We start from the raw sequence: 15275 nt of genomic DNA on the forward strand, positions 1-15275 counted from the left end.
CAATCATGGATGCCTTATTTTTTAAAATTGGGATTTTTGTCATCTTATTCTGTATTGGATGGGGATTTGGTCGGCATATTGAACGCAAACATCTCAAGGAATTAGATGAAAAAGAACAGCGCTTGGCTTACATCACCGTAGACAATAGTCGGTTCAAAACCAGTGCATATGCAGGTCAGTTGATCAGTAGTAATGTGGTCATTTCACATGACTATTTTAAATACGTGATTGCGTCTATTCAAAATTTCTTTGGTGGTCGTCTTACCACTTATGAAGCTGTGGTCGATCGCGCACGCCGTGAAGCATTGGTTCGTTTGAAATTAGAAGCAGAGAAAGTCGGCGCAAAACATATTATGGGACTGCGTCTGTCAACCACAGAATTGGGTATGCAAGGGGGAATGGTTGAAGTGTTTGCATATGGGACAGCAGTGCAGCAATAGATTGCCCTCACCATTATTCTCTCTATTATCCTCTCCAACGTGGAGAGGAATAGCGCTTATATCATTTCACTTTGGTTTTACGAATCATCTTATACAAAATCTTCGGTGAAATACGTGACACCAAAACACCCAGTTTTTCTTTTGCACCGCCAACCACGATATATTCATCCCCTTTTAAAAGTGCATCTACCGTGATTTTGGCAAATTCATCTGCATCCAAACCATTTTCAATCGCTTCGTCTTGTATGCCTCGTGGTTTACCCTCGCCATTTAAAGCATTGAAAGAGACATTGGTTTTGACAAACCCGGGGAAAATCACTGAGACATTGACCCCTTGATCAGCCACTTCTGCTCTTAGGCTATTTGCCCAAAGATGAATCGCCCCTTTCGCTGCTGAATAAGACGCACGATACTGTGTCCCCAATAAACCAGCCACACTGGAGATAAACGCAATACGTCCTGCTTTCTGTTTTAAGAACGTCGGTAAAACCGTTTTGGTCAGAAACACCTGTGAAAAATAGTCCACTTCTATAATGGCACGTTCAGTGTCCATACTGGTTTCATGAATGAGCGCACGTAAACTCAAACCTGCATTATTGATCAACCAGTCAATTCGCCCTTTGGCGTGTAACACTTGTTCATAGGCATGGCGTACTTGAGCTTCGTCGGTGATATCGGCAACAACTGACAGATGTTGTTCAGGGTTTTTCAGACTTAAACGGACTTTTTCAAGCTCCTCAAAACGACGTGCCATTAACACAATCTGCGCACCTCGGTTGGCGCACTCTGTGGCTAAGGCTTTACCTAAACCTGAAGAAGTTCCGGTAATCCACACCACTTTCCCATTTAAGCTTTCAGTTTTCGCCATGTTGTATGTCCTTGTTTTATTTTGAATGATTAACTTGCCTTATTTTTAGCATCATTGTCTAGGAATACAAGGAAATGATCAAAGTATCGGGTAATGGTTTGCGCATCATATAAAGTACTGAGTTTTTCAAAACGCTTATAACCAATTTGCGTGGTCAATGCGATCACACCATCGAGGGTTTTATTCACCACCACATTAAACTTGAGCATTTTCTTCGGCTCACGTACCAAACTAGTCACGCCTTGATCGACCACTTTGGTAAAAGCTTTTAGACCCGGCACCACATATTGGCTTTGCCCTTCTCGCATTTTCTCTGCACAGCCGAGCAATTCGTTGACCAACACTTTATCGACCTGATAAGAAATATAGCCCTGATCATTTTGCTTATACATCAATGTATTGACATGATTCACCATGGGTAATAATCGATCATTGCCAAAGAAAGACACTGACCACGGCATGTATTTAATGATCGCATCCTTCACTTGTTTTAAAGCTTTCTGCGAGTCTTTGTCGCCTGAGGAGGATTGATCGACCAATTGTCCAAACGCTTGATCGATAATTTCACAGGCAATCGTGGCAAAATTGTCACCTAAAAGCTTGGCTTGCGGTTCACGCTCAGCGTTGTTTAATTTGCTGTGAATGGTCTGAAACTGTTGATAGGTTTCAGGTTTTAATTTTAAAGAGACAGTATAGGTCATTGGAGAATCGCCTTTATTATGTGAGCTGATCCAAGCTCGTTTGTTCTGTTGTTATCCGTTTTGTTATACAACTGCTGCGAATGATCGCTTGGCAGTGTGCTGAAAAATCATGAATGGCGTATGACATCCCATTCAAAAAATTCTAAATCTTCTCGATTGTCTTTTATTTCAAAGCATAATGCATTTGCTTTACATCCCTATATGGCATTTTTTTTTGCTACAATAGGTGCAATTTTTTATATCCTTTTGGTCTGTTCTTATTATGACTGATTCAGCGCAAAACATTGCTACGACCTACGATCCAACCGAGATCGAGAAAAAATGGTACCAAACTTGGGAAGAAAAAGGCTATTTCAAGCCATCTGAAAAAGGTGAATCATTTTGTATCATGATTCCCCCTCCAAACGTCACTGGTAACCTACATATGGGTCATGGCTTTAACAATGCCATTATGGACGCATTGACACGCTTCAACCGTATGTCTGGTAAGAACACCTTATGGCAACCGGGAACTGACCATGCGGGTATTGCCACCCAAATGGTGGTAGAGCGTCAATTGGGTGCGCAAGGTGTCAGCCGTCATGATTTAGGTCGTGAAAAGTTCATCGAAAAAGTGTGGGAATGGAAAGAACAATCTGGCGGTAACATTACCCGTCAAATTCGTCGTCTTGGCTCTTCTGTGGACTGGTCACGTGAACGCTTTACCATGGATGATGGTCTTTCAAATGCGGTGAAAGAAGTCTTCGTTCGCCTACATAAAGAAGGTCTGATTTACCGCGGTAAACGCTTGGTAAACTGGGATCCAAAACTACAAACTGCCCTTTCTGACTTAGAAGTTGAGTCTGATAAAGAAGAAGCAGGTTCACTGTGGCACTTCAAATATTTCTTTGAAGACAAATCACTTCGTACCCATGATGGCAAAGATTACATCGTGGTGGCAACCACTCGTCCTGAAACATTGCTCGGTGATACTGCTGTTGCGGTTGCATTGGATGATGAACGTTATGCACACCTTGTAGGCAAAAATATTATCTTGCCGATTACAGGTCGTACTGTTGCGATTGTCAAAGATGAGTACGTTGACAAAGAATTTGGTACAGGCTGTGTAAAAATCACCCCTGCGCATGACTTCAATGACTATGAAGTGGGTAAACGTTGCGAATTGCCAATCATCAATATTTTCAACAAAAATGCCGAAATCTTGGCTGAGTTTGAATACATTGAGAAAGCGGGCGAGCAAATTTCTAAAACCATTCCTGCGCCTAGTGAATACATTGGTTTAGAACGTTTTGCTGCACGTAAAAAATTGGTAGAACAAGCGGAAGCTGAAGGCTGGTTAGACCAAATTCAACCGTATACCTTGAAGCCACCTCGTGGTGACCGTTCAGGTGTGATCGTTGAGCCATTATTGACCGACCAATGGTATGTGAAGATTGCGCCACTTGCTGAGCCTGCGATCAAAGCGGTAAAAGATGGCGACATTAAATTTGTCCCTGAACAATACAGCAATATGTACATGGCGTGGATGAACAACATTCAAGACTGGTGTATCTCTCGTCAATTGTGGTGGGGTCATCGTATTCCTGCTTGGTACGACAAAGACGGTAACGTTTATGTCGGTCGTAATGAAGCGGAAGTACGTGCTGAAAACGGTATTGCAGCAGACGTTGAGTTGAATCAAGACGAAGACGTGTTAGATACATGGTTCTCTTCAGGTCTTTGGACATTCTCAACACTCGGTTGGACAGGTGACGAAGCAAAAGACAAAGCCAACTACTTCCTTAACACCTTCCACCCAACAGATGTATTGGTAACAGGTTTTGACATCATCTTCTTCTGGGTTGCACGTATGATCATGCTTACGATGCACTTCATGAAAAATGAAGATGGCACACCACAAGTACCGTTTAAAACTGTGTATGTACATGGTTTGGTACGTGATGGCGAAGGTCAAAAAATGTCTAAATCTAAAGGTAACGTGCTGGATCCTTTAGACATTATTGATGGTGTAGATTTAGAAACGCTTGTAAAAAAACGTACTACGGGTCTGATGAATCCTAAACAAGCGGCGAAGATTGAAAAATCAACCCGTAAAGAATTCCCTGAAGGCATCCAGTCTTACGGTACAGATGCAGTACGCTTCACGTTCTGTGCACTTGCAAACACCGGTCGTGACATTAAGTTCGATATGAAGCGTGTTGAAGGCTACCGTAACTTCTGCAACAAGATTTGGAACGGTACTCGTTTCGTTCTCATGAATGTTGAAGGTCAAACTGTAGGTCAAACTGCGCGTCCTGATCTTTGGGAATTGCCTGAACAATGGATCGTGAGTCGTTTACAAAAAGCGGAGCAAGCGGTTCATCAAGCTTTTGCCACTTACCGTTTGGACTTGGCTGCACAAGCGATTTACGAGTTCATTTGGAATGAATACTGTGACTGGTATGTTGAACTGACCAAACCTGTTCTCAATGACGAAAATGTCTCTGAAGAACGTAAAGCGGAAGTTCGTCGTGTGTTACTTGCGGTGATGGAAGCGTCTTTACGTCTTGCACATCCAATCATGCCTTACTTGACTGAAGAAATTTGGCAAACCCTTGCGCCAATGATTGGCTTGGGTGGCGAAACCATCATGACTGCGGCTTACCCTGTTGCGGATGAGTCATTAATCAATGATCAAGCTGAAGCAGATATGCAATGGCTTCAAGGTTTGATTGGTGCGGTACGTAACATCCGTGGTGAAATGGGTCTAGGCAATGCGCGTTTATTGCCTGTACTTTTACAGAACACCACTGAAGCTGAAACTGCGCAAATCTCTCGTATTGAGCCGTTGTTTAAAGCTTTGGCGAAAGTGGAAAGCATTACCTTCTTGGCAAATGGTGAGCAACCACCGTTGTCTTCTTCTTCTGTAGTTGGTCATGCCTCTGTATTCGTTCCAATGAAGGGCTTGATTGACCCTAAAGCGGAATTGGGTCGTCTACAAAAAGACTTCGATAAGGTTCAAAAGCAACATGACCAAATTGCAACTAAACTTGCAAATGAAGGTTTTGTGGCTAAAGCACCTGCTGCTGTGGTTGAAGGCGAAAAAGCAAAACTTGCTGAGTTTGCGGACCAGTTAGCGACGATTAAAGCAAATATGGAGCAAATTGCGGCGCTGTAATGCTGTAGTTTGATTCAAAAAAATCCCCTCTTAAAGAGGGGATTTTTTTATTCAACAATAATTGGTATTTCGATGATGTCTTGCTTGAGATATTCTTCACAATGTAACTTTACTGTTATTACTCCCTCACCTTTAGTTCTAGGAATTAAAAAATAATCATCATAAATAGACTCTGTTAGGTGTAAAAAATCAGCTTTCTTGATTATTAAAGTCCTTAGATCAGCCAAATCATCATATTCACCATTTAATGTTAGCCCTTTTATTAAAGGCGTATTTATAAAAGGATTTAATCCAGAAGAATAATGATTAAATGGATTTTGAGATTTTAGCTTTTCTTGATATTCCACAATAGGGTTCTGAGGTAACTGTTCCTCAATTTCAGAAATTTTAGATGATATAGTTTCTTGAAGCTCTTTTAAATCCGAATTATCCTTATCCGATATATAAATAAAGTCAGGAACCTTAATAGTTATTCTGACATTCTTTGCCTTAAGTTCTCCTACATTACTTAAAGTAATAGTAAGATTTTCATAATCATTTATTAAATTATAGTAATGATCATAAAGCTCGAGATACTTATTGATGACATCCTCATTCAAGTTCATTATTGCATTGTTATAAGAAATTATTTCTTTCTCATCGATAACTGACTGTAATTTTCCTAAATCACTCCATTTAATTGGCTCAAATTTTGATCTAATTTTATTCTTTATAGATCTATATTCTATCTTCAGTAAGTCACTATCATTGATAGTAAGTTTTAACTTGGGCAACCTTATTTGCTGATTACGTTTAAATTCTTCATTTTCTTGTCTAAGTTTTCGATTTTCTTCATTCAACCGAACTAATTCAGAAGCTAAGCCTTCATTTTGTTGATTGCCACGTACCCAACCAATCAATTCATTATCTTGAATAATTTTACCGAGGCATTTGTGAACAGCTAATTGAATATCCTTTATATCAATGAAGAATTCACACATTGAACTTAAGACTTTCTTCTTAAATTTCTTCAGTTTTTCAGGATTTTGATTTTCAACCTGCGCTACTGTTTTTTGATTTAATGCTTCATCTTTGATAACTATTACAAATAAAGGTTTTTTAACAGAAAGTGCATATTCATATTCCAAATGCGTGTAACTTTTTCCACTCTTTGCTTCAATAGAACCGTAACGTCCACCTAGTATCAACATATAAATATCAGATTCATCAATCCATCTTTTAATTATGTCCCACTGACTTTGATTTGAACTTGTGAATAATTCCATACCTGCAGGGATATGCCCAGCTTGTAAGATAGCTTCAACTGCTGCCTGACGCTCATCGAGCAAATCTGTATATGTAGAACTAATGAATACTTGATATTTTTTTGCTGAACTCATCTTAATATTTCTTTTATCTTCAATCATCTAAGATTAAATCATAATCATTTTTTTATAAACCCTTACCCCAGCCCTCTCCCATAGGGAGAGGGAATTTTCCATTATTAATTTACTTTCAATCCACCACATACTTCCCATAAATCCTCCAACACCATATCCGTCCGCCCCAACACATCATTATTCCAATAACGCACAACCGTTAAACCCAAAGCCTCTAAAAACTTGGTACGTTCAGCATCGTATTCAATCACATCATCCATTCCATGCTGACTACCATCTAATTCAATCACCAAACCAATTTCATGACAGTAAAAATCTACAATATAAGGTTTAATCACATGCTGACGACGGAATTTAAGTCCCATAAAACGCTTAGCACGTAGGACTTGCCACATAAGAGCTTCGGCATCGGTGGCGTTGTGGCGCATGGATTTGGCGAAAGCGAGTAATTGAGGGTCTATATTCACTGTGATTTCAATATCCCCCTGCAAAGATGCTGCTCATATTCAGAATCAATAATAAAAATTACTCAAATGACCAACTAAATGCTTTGCTTTTAAGTAAGATTTTTAAGGAATCAAAATCCTTATAATCATTTAAACGCTTTTCATCATTTAACAGTTTTTCTCGAATTTCTGCCAAATCGCGCTGATATTTTTTAGTCAAATCAACAGGCTTAAAACGCTGTTTGTAAAAACCAGAGCCTATCCAATCAAATGAATAAACAATATCATCTATCTCAAATTGTAATTTCTCTACTTTCTCTTCTAACAATAAATTATAAGATTTCAAATGCTCATTGGCGATTTTAGTTGCCTGTTCCTGATCACCTTGAGCTGTAAAGATCCGTAATTTTAAAAGCGCAAGTAAATCTTTTTCTTCTAATGCAGCATTGGCTTTCTGTAATAATTCGGTTTTTTCAATGCGCTTTTGTTCATCTTGCTCACGATCAGGATGGATTAATGCAGCGATTTTTAAATAGATCTTTTTTAATGACAACTCTGCCATTTTTTTAGCTTCTTCTAGTTGTGCTTGCTTCTTCAAAATCTTCTTTTTTTCTTTTTCAGCAAACTTTTGATATTCATCACGCTCCTTATCATTCAGTTGATTTTTTATAAAATCCGCTTCTTCTCGATCTAATTTATCTTTTACTTTTTGCATAAAATCATCAAGATTATCGATATCCAAATCGAAATCAAGCCAATCCACCGGCACCCCAAATTGCTCCGCTAAAATTTCCTTCATGACCTGGTTTTGCATCATCCCATCAGCATCATCTGCTTGATGTAAATGATCAAAGTTATGCACGTTCTCACCTTCAATATGCGAACTTTCTTCTATAAGTTCATAAGATTGCGCGACGTTCACTACCAACTCATGTTGCTCTGTAGATAAATTAGGGTTATCAAGGAGCTGACTTGCTAAAATTGAAATTTTTTCATCTAAATGTTCTAAATATGTTCTAGCGATTTTATGCGTATTTTTATATTGCCATAGAGTTTCTAATTGATTGAACAAAACTTGATGCCACTGACAATATAAGGGGAATAACTCATCATTTGCATTCTGTTGGACCTTCTTTTGCGCTTGTTGCCACTCCTCCAACATAGTTTCTAATTGCTCAATTTTTTCAAGCAAACGATTAAACTTTTTTTGTTGTGCAGATAATTTTTCACTCGTTTGATAGAGGCTTAAATCTAAATTGCTCATTCAATGTCATCGCTAATCCCATGTTCTACAATATTTTAACATAATGAATATTGTGCAGACTGTTAGCTTAATTCAAGAAATATTGTATCTTTAAAAAAATCTAATGCTCTAACAACATCTCAAACCCACTCTCTTTCCCCATGTACATGAGTCGTTGCTTTTCCGCTTTTAACTGATGTTTACCCCCCTTTACGGAACTGTAGTGATTTAATTTATTGTTTGATTCAAGCTAAATCTTAAATTGAATCACAGGATCTTGATAATTTTCATCAATTTCAAAACCGGCTTGCTTGATCTCTTCTTCCTCCTCCCTACGAAACTGTAAACACTCTTCTCTGTAGTTTTCGAGTTTTATCTGTTTTTCATGGATTGATAATTCATCCAAATCTAAATCATCTGCACCAAAGGAACTCAAAGCACTGTATATTGAGGCTAAATAGCGTATCTCAAATGTGGCTGAATAATCAGAGTTGTAAGAAATAGAAATTTCAAAATCGCCTAAATAAAAATAACTGTCTAGAGACAAAAAGTCTTCCGATTCTAATACCGCTTTAAACTCATCGAATTGAATGAGATCAGGAGCAAGATTAGTATGATTACCAGATGCTAACATTTTGCTGTAGTCTTCTTTTTTATAACGAATATCGTCTAGATCAAAATAGTTTTGACATCCCAAATCAAGTAAGTCCTGCATAAAGCGTTTGTAATCTTGGAAAGCTTGTTCCATTGAACTGTTTGCTTCTGACCACATAAGCTCAAACTCAATCCCTTCAATACTGTCATTGGTTTGTTTCAGCCAAAGATTATAAGCATGCTCAAAATTCAATGTTTTATCATTGAGTGCTAAATTCAGCTGAATTTTCCTGTCATTTTGCTGATCATCCTCTCCCAGATGACAGGAATAATAACAATATCGATTATTTTTGGGTTCCTGTACGATTTCAATACCCTTTACACGATTTTGGTTTTTAAAACGAATAAAACTATCCTGTACCAGTGCTATGGAGATGGTTGTCGCATCTGTCATATCCACTTTGACAAAACCAGCCTGACTCTTGGGTTCTAGATCCTCCTGATGAGGTTCAACAATAGTACTTTGAGTAGAATCCGAACCAAATAATTTATAAGCTGTGAATAATAGTGCAATCGCAATAAAAGCGCAGATGATGAAAAAACTCATTTCTTCTTTTTCTCTTTTTATATGTATAAAAATAACTCAAACTACACTTTAAGCCTGAGTCGATGTAATGTTGAAAATAACGTAGTTTGATGTAGTTATTCAAACTTTAAATAAAAAATTACAAGGCTTGATGCTCCAGTAACATCTCAAGCCCACTCAGACGTTGCATATACTTCAACCGCTCCTTTTCAGCTTTGACTTGCTGTTTCATATGCGCAGTATCTGTATCAATTTGCTTATAAATATCGACCACTTGAAGCTGTGCAGAGGGTTTATTTTTGAATTTTTTAGGCTTGTCTGCTTTTACCGGTTTCACCCATATTAATGACTCAATAATTTGATTGATTTGGTCGTCTAGTCGTTGACCTTGTGCCTCTAAAGCCAACTGATAAAACTTTACTTGTTCATTGCTTAAGCCTTTTTTAGTGTGAGATAACGATGATTCTCCACTTGATGCATTTGACTCAATTTGAATCTGCAACTTGAGCAAAGAAAACAAATCCTGCTGTTCATAGGCTTCATTGGCTTGTTGCAATACGGCGGTTTTTTCAATTTTTTTCGCCTCATTCTGCTCTCGGTCAGGATGAATCGAAGCTGCAATTTTTAAATACACTGTTTTTAAGGATTGATTGACTAACTTTTCAGCTTGCTCGCGTTTTTCTTGCTGTTTCTTAAGTTTAGCTTGTTCACGCGCTTGTTGATGTTGCTCGGTATTTTTCTCAAAAGCATTCCACTCGATATGTTCCCAATCGTATTCACGTTCATTCGAGTACGCTGATTCATTAAGATCAGCATCCGTTAGAGCTGGGTCAAATTCATTGGAATGCAGAGATGACGTCGTTGAATCAGACTCCTGTTGATCCACATCTCGCTGATTACCCACTTCTCTTTTGGCTTTTTGCTGATGCTGTATATGCTGTTGATAGAACTGATACACCTCTTTCACCCTGTTTAAATCAGCATCTGACAAGGCTTGAGCGTCTTTCAGTTCAGCTGAGAGCAACATCAATTTCGCATCTAGTTGAGCGATATCTGCTTTAGAAAAATGGCCTTGACCCAGATGCATCCACAGTTGTTCTAGTTGCTGAAACAAGACTTGATGCAACTGATAATAGGTCGGAATGAGTGTCTTTCGTGCATGCTGATGCAGCTCATTTTTTGCATTTTCCCACGCCAAAAGATCACACTTTTTTTGCTCAATCTGTTCAATCAATCGATTCAGTTTAAGTTGCTGAGGTGATCCATCAACATGGGCTTGAGGGGTCTTTTGAATTAGGTAGGACATAGCGAAGTGAACAGCAAGATAAGCCCACGCATCATAACATTGATGCTTAAGCCTAGTCGAAAGAACCGTGTAGACCGTCAATTTAAGTGCACTAAGTTTTTTAATGTTTTTTAATGTTTTTTTAGTGCACTCAGTTAAAGATTAACCCAAAGATTTTGATCGGATTTTAGCGATTCAGCTTTAAAATAAAATCAACTCAGTGTACAGTACAAAATATATACACGACTCTATCAAAACATTATAAAAACAAGGCTCGGGATTCAATACAGCCTATTCATCCACTGTTGAATATTGAATAAACCGTTATAACAATAAAGCCAGTGAATCACTGCATCGGGATAGCGCATGAAACACTTCATACCAGATTTTCTGACCGCATTCAGTATGTCCGCTATGACTGCATTTATCGTTTCATGGCTGATGTGGATGCTAGGTCAACCCTACTGGCGTCAAGGTCTTGGTTTAGCCTTACTCAGCACACTCAGTTATGCACTGGCTTATGGCAGTTATAGCCTGTATCAAGTCCTCAGTGGCTTAAGTTGGTTGGTTGCTTCAAAGCTTTTTATGAGCTTAGCTGTCGGACTGTTTACTGTTGCCTTACAAGTGTTTCGCCATAATCATCATTTCAAACGCGATCTGATGACTGTGGTCCTGCCTTTGCTGAGTATTTGTGGCTGTGCAGGATTATTTTTAACCGAGCATGTCGGCAAATTTAGCCAATGGCAAAGTACTGTGGTGTTTATACAAACTTTATATTGCATACGTATTTTGCTGCAAATGCGTTCACGGACGCCAGGTTCTGGTTGGCGCTATGTCACATTAGGCATGTTGATTCAATTGGCTGGACTAGTTCCTCTACTTTCCACACGCCAAACCAGTATAGAAATCAGTAGTCTCAGCACATCGAATTTAATTTTGGTACTGTGGTTAGTCTGTCTCGTCTTAGTACTGAAATTACTGTTGGTTTCCTTTGGCTTTATGCTGATGTTGCGTGACCGTACTGGGGCACTACAACAGGGTCAAGCCAAGTTAGATTACTTGACTCAACTGCCCACTCGAAGCGCACTGATTCAGGGTTTACAACATGCCACCATTCAAGCTTCTAGCGAGACTGTACCCTTAACCCTGATGATCATCGACATCGACCATTTTGATCAGTTGAATCGTGAGCATGGACACTTGGCAGGTGACCAAGTGATTCAACATGTGGCAAAGACCTTAGAACAGCAGTGTCGTGCGACTGATCTGGCAGTCCGCTACTGTGCAGCGCAATTTGTTCTGCTTTTGCCCAATACCACCATTCAAGGGGCTGAAGTTTTGGCACAGCGTCTATGCGATACCGTCCGCAGTCAGCCCTTTACCCTCATTAATAATAGTCCAATCAGCATTACCGTGAGTATCGGTGTGCATTGTTGTATTCCTGCTGCAGATAGCCCTTGGCAAAGTTTAATGGCCGGTGCCAAAGCCGCGCTTTTTTCAGCCAAACAGCAAGATGGCAATGGATTTGTGCTTTCCACCCCCTCTATGCTTAACTCGACTCGATAAATTTGATCATCAATCGACAATAAAAAAATCAGGTGAACTTATCACTCACCTGATTTTTAAAATTTAAGCCTCAATATACTTGAGCGATCATACCAGTCTAAAATAAATGGACTCGACCGTTTCGCTCAAACTTAAATCACTTCAACCACAATTTTACCGACATGCTCACCGGTATCCATCGCTGCATGTGCATCTTGGATCTGATCAAACTTAAAGGTTTTATAAATCATCGGTAAGCACTCCCCTTTTTCCCAAAGTGGCAGCACATGCTGTTTTAAACCTTGCGTAATCTCGGCTTTTTCAGAGGTATTACGGGCACGCATGGTTGAACCGGTAATGGTCAAACGCTTCATCATAATTTGACCGAGTTTCACCTCTTTGGCTTTGGCACCGCCTAAGAATGCGATATAGACCAAACGCCCATCACGGCGCAGTAAATTCAGGTTTTGAGCCAAATACGGCGCACCGACGATATCTAAAATCACATCAACACCGGCATTGTCGGTCGCTTCATTAATGACTTGCTCAAAGTCTTGGGTTTTATAATTAATCGCAGTAGTGATGTCTGAAATCGCTTGGACTTTTTCATCTGAACCGACTGTTGCGAAAGTTTTCATGCCTAGTGCATTACACAACTTAATCGCTGTGGTGCCAATGCCACTGGTACCGCCATGAATCAATACCGTTTCACCTGCTTTAGCTTGACCCATTTGAAACACATTTGCCCAAACCGTATAAAAGGTTTCAGGAATGGCTGCGGCTTGAACAAAGCTCACCCCTTGAGGAATCTCTAAAGTTTGAGTTTCAGGCACCACGCAATACTCAGCATAGCCACCGCCATTGGTGAGTCCACAGACTTGATCACCGACCTTAAACTCAGTGACTTCACTGCCAATGGCAACAACTTCACCTGCCACTTCCAAACCCGGCACAGGCGTCACACCTTTCGGCATTGGATACAACCCTTGACGCTGCAAAATGTCAGGACGATTAATCCCGAAAGCATAGACCTTGACCAATACTTCATTGGCAGCAGGTTCTGGAATGGCCACATTTTCATAGGCCAATTTCTCAATACCCCCCGGTTCAGTGATGATCACCTGTTGCATTGTGTTCGACATATGCTTTCCCTATTGTTTACTTTTCAAGTTTATCACTCAGTTTCTCTGCTAATTGAAATAGAGTCAATCATTGGTTCGGACTGAATCAAGGTTGTAATTCAAGGTTTTGAACAGAAAATCAGAGCTTAGAGTTGCCAGTTTTTTTAACTGATGATGTTTTAAAGTTTCATCACCTAAATTTTAGTTCAACTTAAATGATGTCTAAAAATTATTCTATTTGATAAAATTAAGTTTAAAATACCCAAAACAACAACGATAAATTAAACATGACTGATCATTTAAGACAAAAATTTGAAGATATTGAGCTCACTGCAGGACACGGTAAAGTCAGTGCTTTTTTATCCGTTTCACTCGGAATTTTAGGTATTTTTAGTGCATTATGCTTTCTTTTTCCAAGCGTTTTAACCACGCCTGAATTGCGCCCTTTTTATACTCAACATTACCAGACCTTGTATTATACTTTACTGGGCGGTATCGTTTTGGCTGCGGGATTTGGCACCTATAGTGCGATTTTAAAGCAAAATAAATATGGCTTTTATGGCTTATGTTTTAGTGTAGTGGCAGCCATATTGGGTTGTGGAATGATCAAAGCACCGACTTTACCCACGTTGCCTTACTATGCGGGCTTTGACTATTTTGTCATTACTTTGATTATTTTGGCTTTGGTATTCATCCCTTTAGAAGGTTTTTTCGCTAAAAATAAACAACAAAAATTATTAAGAACCGGTTGGGTGACGGACATGAAATATTTCATGTTGAGTCATATTGGCATTCAACTGTTTTCTTTTTTAACCGTGATGCCGATTCAATATTGGATTACGCACATCCCCAACAATCCCATTGTCCCTTATATTCAGGCTCAACCGATTGGGTTGCAATTTATTGAATTGTTAGTCGTGGTGGACTTTACCACCTATTGGATTCATCGTGCCTTGCATGAAGTAGATTTTTTATGGCGTTTTCATGCCATTCATCACTCAACAGAGCACATGGATTGGTTGGCATCTTCACGTTTGCATATTATTGAAGTCCTAATCACTCGCTTTATCGCGACTTTGCCTATTTTCTTATTGGGTTTTCATACCTCAGCTGTGTTTGCCTACCTGATTTTCATTTCCTTCCACGCCATTTTCATCCATTCCAATGTGCGCTTTCGTTTTCCGTATTTACGTTGGGTTATTGCTACACCTGAGTTTCATCATTGGCATCATTCTTCGGAAAAACCGGCGATTGATAAAAATTATGCTGCGTTTATTCCCCTGTATGACCTGATTTTTAAAACCATGTATATGCCCAACCACTTGGCGAGCGTGTATGGAACGGTTGGTTATAAAATTCCAAATAGCTTTACCAAACAGTTTACATGGCCCTTTAAAAAGTATGTCAATCGCTTAAAAAAGCGGTTTCAAAAATCAGAGACTTAACATGACAAAGTCATGAAAAAGACCCGCACTTGTGCGGGTTTATCATTTGCTGATCTTGAAGTCATCAATCCATTGATCAGGACAATTTCAGGGATTAGTTTTCAGATGAATCAGGCATTGCAACAAACTTCATTAAAAAATTACGTACCAAAGGCAATACAATCATAATCAGAGGGAATGCCACCAACCACGACATGCCCCAAGCCCGTAACCAAATACCGAGAATGCCTTCGATCAAGCCCTTATTCATCAGCATATTAAACAATGAAATTGCACCACTCATAATCCCGGAGAGAATCAAAGGCATCAGCCAAGTCAGATGTTTGGGGTGAAATTTAAAGGACGAAGAATGGGTCATGATGTGCCATGTCGTTAAAGATAGGTCCACATTTAAAGGACACTGTCGACGAAAATCAAGCGCATCGATGATTATTTTCAGCTCTTTTCTCTTTGGGCTTAGTTAAA

13 protein-coding genes are annotated in these 15275 nt (G+C 39.3%); 4 read left to right on the plus strand and 9 right to left on the minus strand.

Features of this window, described 5'->3' with window-relative positions; genetic code table 11:
• Window positions 1-5 precede the first annotated feature (5 nt).
• Window positions 6-440: a YbjQ family protein gene (locus G8D99_RS11375; RefSeq protein WP_166325948.1), complete on the plus strand. Its 435-nt coding sequence runs from the start codon at window positions 6-8 to the stop codon at window positions 438-440.
• A 61-nt stretch (window positions 441-501) separates the two neighbouring features.
• Here G8D99_RS11375 and G8D99_RS11380 read toward each other — a convergent pair whose 3' ends face one another.
• On the minus strand, window positions 502-1308 hold the full coding sequence (locus G8D99_RS11380; protein WP_166325951.1) for an SDR family NAD(P)-dependent oxidoreductase: 807 nt from the start codon (window positions 1306-1308) through the stop codon (window positions 502-504).
• A 29-nt stretch (window positions 1309-1337) separates the two neighbouring features.
• Window positions 1338-2009 (minus strand): hypothetical protein, encoded by a 672-nt coding sequence (locus G8D99_RS11385; RefSeq protein WP_166325954.1) that lies wholly within the window; start codon window positions 2007-2009, stop codon window positions 1338-1340.
• Between the two features lie 262 nt (window positions 2010-2271).
• Between G8D99_RS11385 and G8D99_RS11390 the strand changes: the two genes are divergently transcribed.
• Window positions 2272-5166, plus strand: coding sequence for a valine--tRNA ligase (locus G8D99_RS11390; protein WP_166325957.1), 2895 nt, complete (start codon window positions 2272-2274; stop codon window positions 5164-5166).
• A 47-nt stretch (window positions 5167-5213) separates the two neighbouring features.
• Here G8D99_RS11390 and G8D99_RS11395 read toward each other — a convergent pair whose 3' ends face one another.
• The 5 genes from G8D99_RS11395 to G8D99_RS11415 all read right to left on the minus strand — a co-directional run bounded on the left by G8D99_RS11395 (window position 5214) and on the right by G8D99_RS11415 (window position 10720).
• A complete protein-coding gene (locus G8D99_RS11395) occupies window positions 5214-6572 on the minus strand; it encodes a DUF4062 domain-containing protein (protein ID WP_227554318.1) in 1359 nt (452 codons plus the stop codon).
• A gap of 77 nt (window positions 6573-6649) precedes the next feature.
• Entirely contained in the window at window positions 6650-7012 is a 363-nt protein-coding gene (locus tag G8D99_RS11400; RefSeq protein ID WP_166325960.1) for an endonuclease domain-containing protein, read from the minus strand.
• A gap of 58 nt (window positions 7013-7070) precedes the next feature.
• Window positions 7071-8255 (minus strand): molecular chaperone DnaJ, encoded by a 1185-nt coding sequence (locus G8D99_RS11405; protein ID WP_166325962.1) that lies wholly within the window; start codon window positions 8253-8255, stop codon window positions 7071-7073.
• A gap of 229 nt (window positions 8256-8484) precedes the next feature.
• Complete coding sequence (locus G8D99_RS11410; RefSeq protein WP_166325965.1) at window positions 8485-9435, minus strand: hypothetical protein; 951 nt, start codon at window positions 9433-9435, stop codon at window positions 8485-8487.
• A gap of 118 nt (window positions 9436-9553) precedes the next feature.
• Window positions 9554-10720, minus strand: a complete 1167-nt coding sequence (locus tag G8D99_RS11415; RefSeq protein ID WP_166325968.1) for a molecular chaperone DnaJ — start codon at window positions 10718-10720, stop codon at window positions 9554-9556.
• A 345-nt stretch (window positions 10721-11065) separates the two neighbouring features.
• On the opposite strand from G8D99_RS11415, the gene G8D99_RS11420 reads away from it, so the two are divergent.
• Complete coding sequence (locus G8D99_RS11420; RefSeq protein ID WP_166325971.1) at window positions 11066-12265, plus strand: GGDEF domain-containing protein; 1200 nt, start codon at window positions 11066-11068, stop codon at window positions 12263-12265.
• A 131-nt stretch (window positions 12266-12396) separates the two neighbouring features.
• Here the strand turns inward: G8D99_RS11420 and G8D99_RS11425 are convergent, their stop codons facing one another.
• Window positions 12397-13386 carry an NAD(P)H-quinone oxidoreductase gene (locus G8D99_RS11425; RefSeq protein ID WP_166325974.1) on the minus strand — a complete coding sequence of 330 codons (990 nt, stop codon included), beginning with the start codon at window positions 13384-13386 and terminating at the stop codon, window positions 12397-12399.
• A 266-nt stretch (window positions 13387-13652) separates the two neighbouring features.
• Here G8D99_RS11425 and G8D99_RS11430 point away from each other — a divergent pair, with 266 nt between their 5' ends.
• Window positions 13653-14810 carry a sterol desaturase family protein gene (locus G8D99_RS11430; RefSeq protein WP_166325977.1) on the plus strand — a complete coding sequence of 386 codons (1158 nt, stop codon included), beginning with the start codon at window positions 13653-13655 and terminating at the stop codon, window positions 14808-14810.
• 94 nt (window positions 14811-14904) lie between these two features.
• Here the strand turns inward: G8D99_RS11430 and G8D99_RS11435 are convergent, their stop codons facing one another.
• On the minus strand, window positions 14905-15168 hold the full coding sequence (locus G8D99_RS11435; protein ID WP_166325980.1) for a DUF2798 domain-containing protein: 264 nt from the start codon (window positions 15166-15168) through the stop codon (window positions 14905-14907).
• Between the last annotated feature and the right edge of the window lie 107 nt (window positions 15169-15275).

This window comes from Acinetobacter lanii (assembly GCF_011578285.1).
GTDB classification, from domain to species: domain Bacteria; phylum Pseudomonadota; class Gammaproteobacteria; order Pseudomonadales; family Moraxellaceae; genus Acinetobacter; species Acinetobacter lanii.

Excerpts from the sequence above, each read along its gene's own strand:
- G8D99_RS11375 (WP_166325948.1), top strand. The coding sequence starts at position 6 with ATGGATGCCTTATTTTTTAAAATTGGGATTTTTGTCATCTTATTCTGT.
- G8D99_RS11380 (WP_166325951.1), bottom strand. The coding sequence starts at position 1,308 with ATGGCGAAAACTGAAAGCTTAAATGGGAAAGTGGTGTGGATTACCGGA.
- G8D99_RS11385 (WP_166325954.1), bottom strand. The coding sequence starts at position 2,009 with ATGACCTATACTGTCTCTTTAAAATTAAAACCTGAAACCTATCAACAG.
- G8D99_RS11390 (WP_166325957.1), top strand. The coding sequence starts at position 2,272 with ATGACTGATTCAGCGCAAAACATTGCTACGACCTACGATCCAACCGAG.
- G8D99_RS11395 (WP_227554318.1), bottom strand. The coding sequence starts at position 6,572 with ATGATTGAAGATAAAAGAAATATTAAGATGAGTTCAGCAAAAAAATAT.
- G8D99_RS11405 (WP_166325962.1), bottom strand. The coding sequence starts at position 8,255 with ATGAGCAATTTAGATTTAAGCCTCTATCAAACGAGTGAAAAATTATCT.
- G8D99_RS11410 (WP_166325965.1), bottom strand. The coding sequence starts at position 9,435 with ATGAGTTTTTTCATCATCTGCGCTTTTATTGCGATTGCACTATTATTC.
- G8D99_RS11415 (WP_166325968.1), bottom strand. The coding sequence starts at position 10,720 with ATGTCCTACCTAATTCAAAAGACCCCTCAAGCCCATGTTGATGGATCA.
- G8D99_RS11420 (WP_166325971.1), top strand. The coding sequence starts at position 11,066 with ATGAAACACTTCATACCAGATTTTCTGACCGCATTCAGTATGTCCGCT.
- G8D99_RS11425 (WP_166325974.1), bottom strand. The coding sequence starts at position 13,386 with ATGTCGAACACAATGCAACAGGTGATCATCACTGAACCGGGGGGTATT.
- G8D99_RS11430 (WP_166325977.1), top strand. The coding sequence starts at position 13,653 with ATGACTGATCATTTAAGACAAAAATTTGAAGATATTGAGCTCACTGCA.
- G8D99_RS11435 (WP_166325980.1), bottom strand. The coding sequence starts at position 15,168 with ATGACCCATTCTTCGTCCTTTAAATTTCACCCCAAACATCTGACTTGG.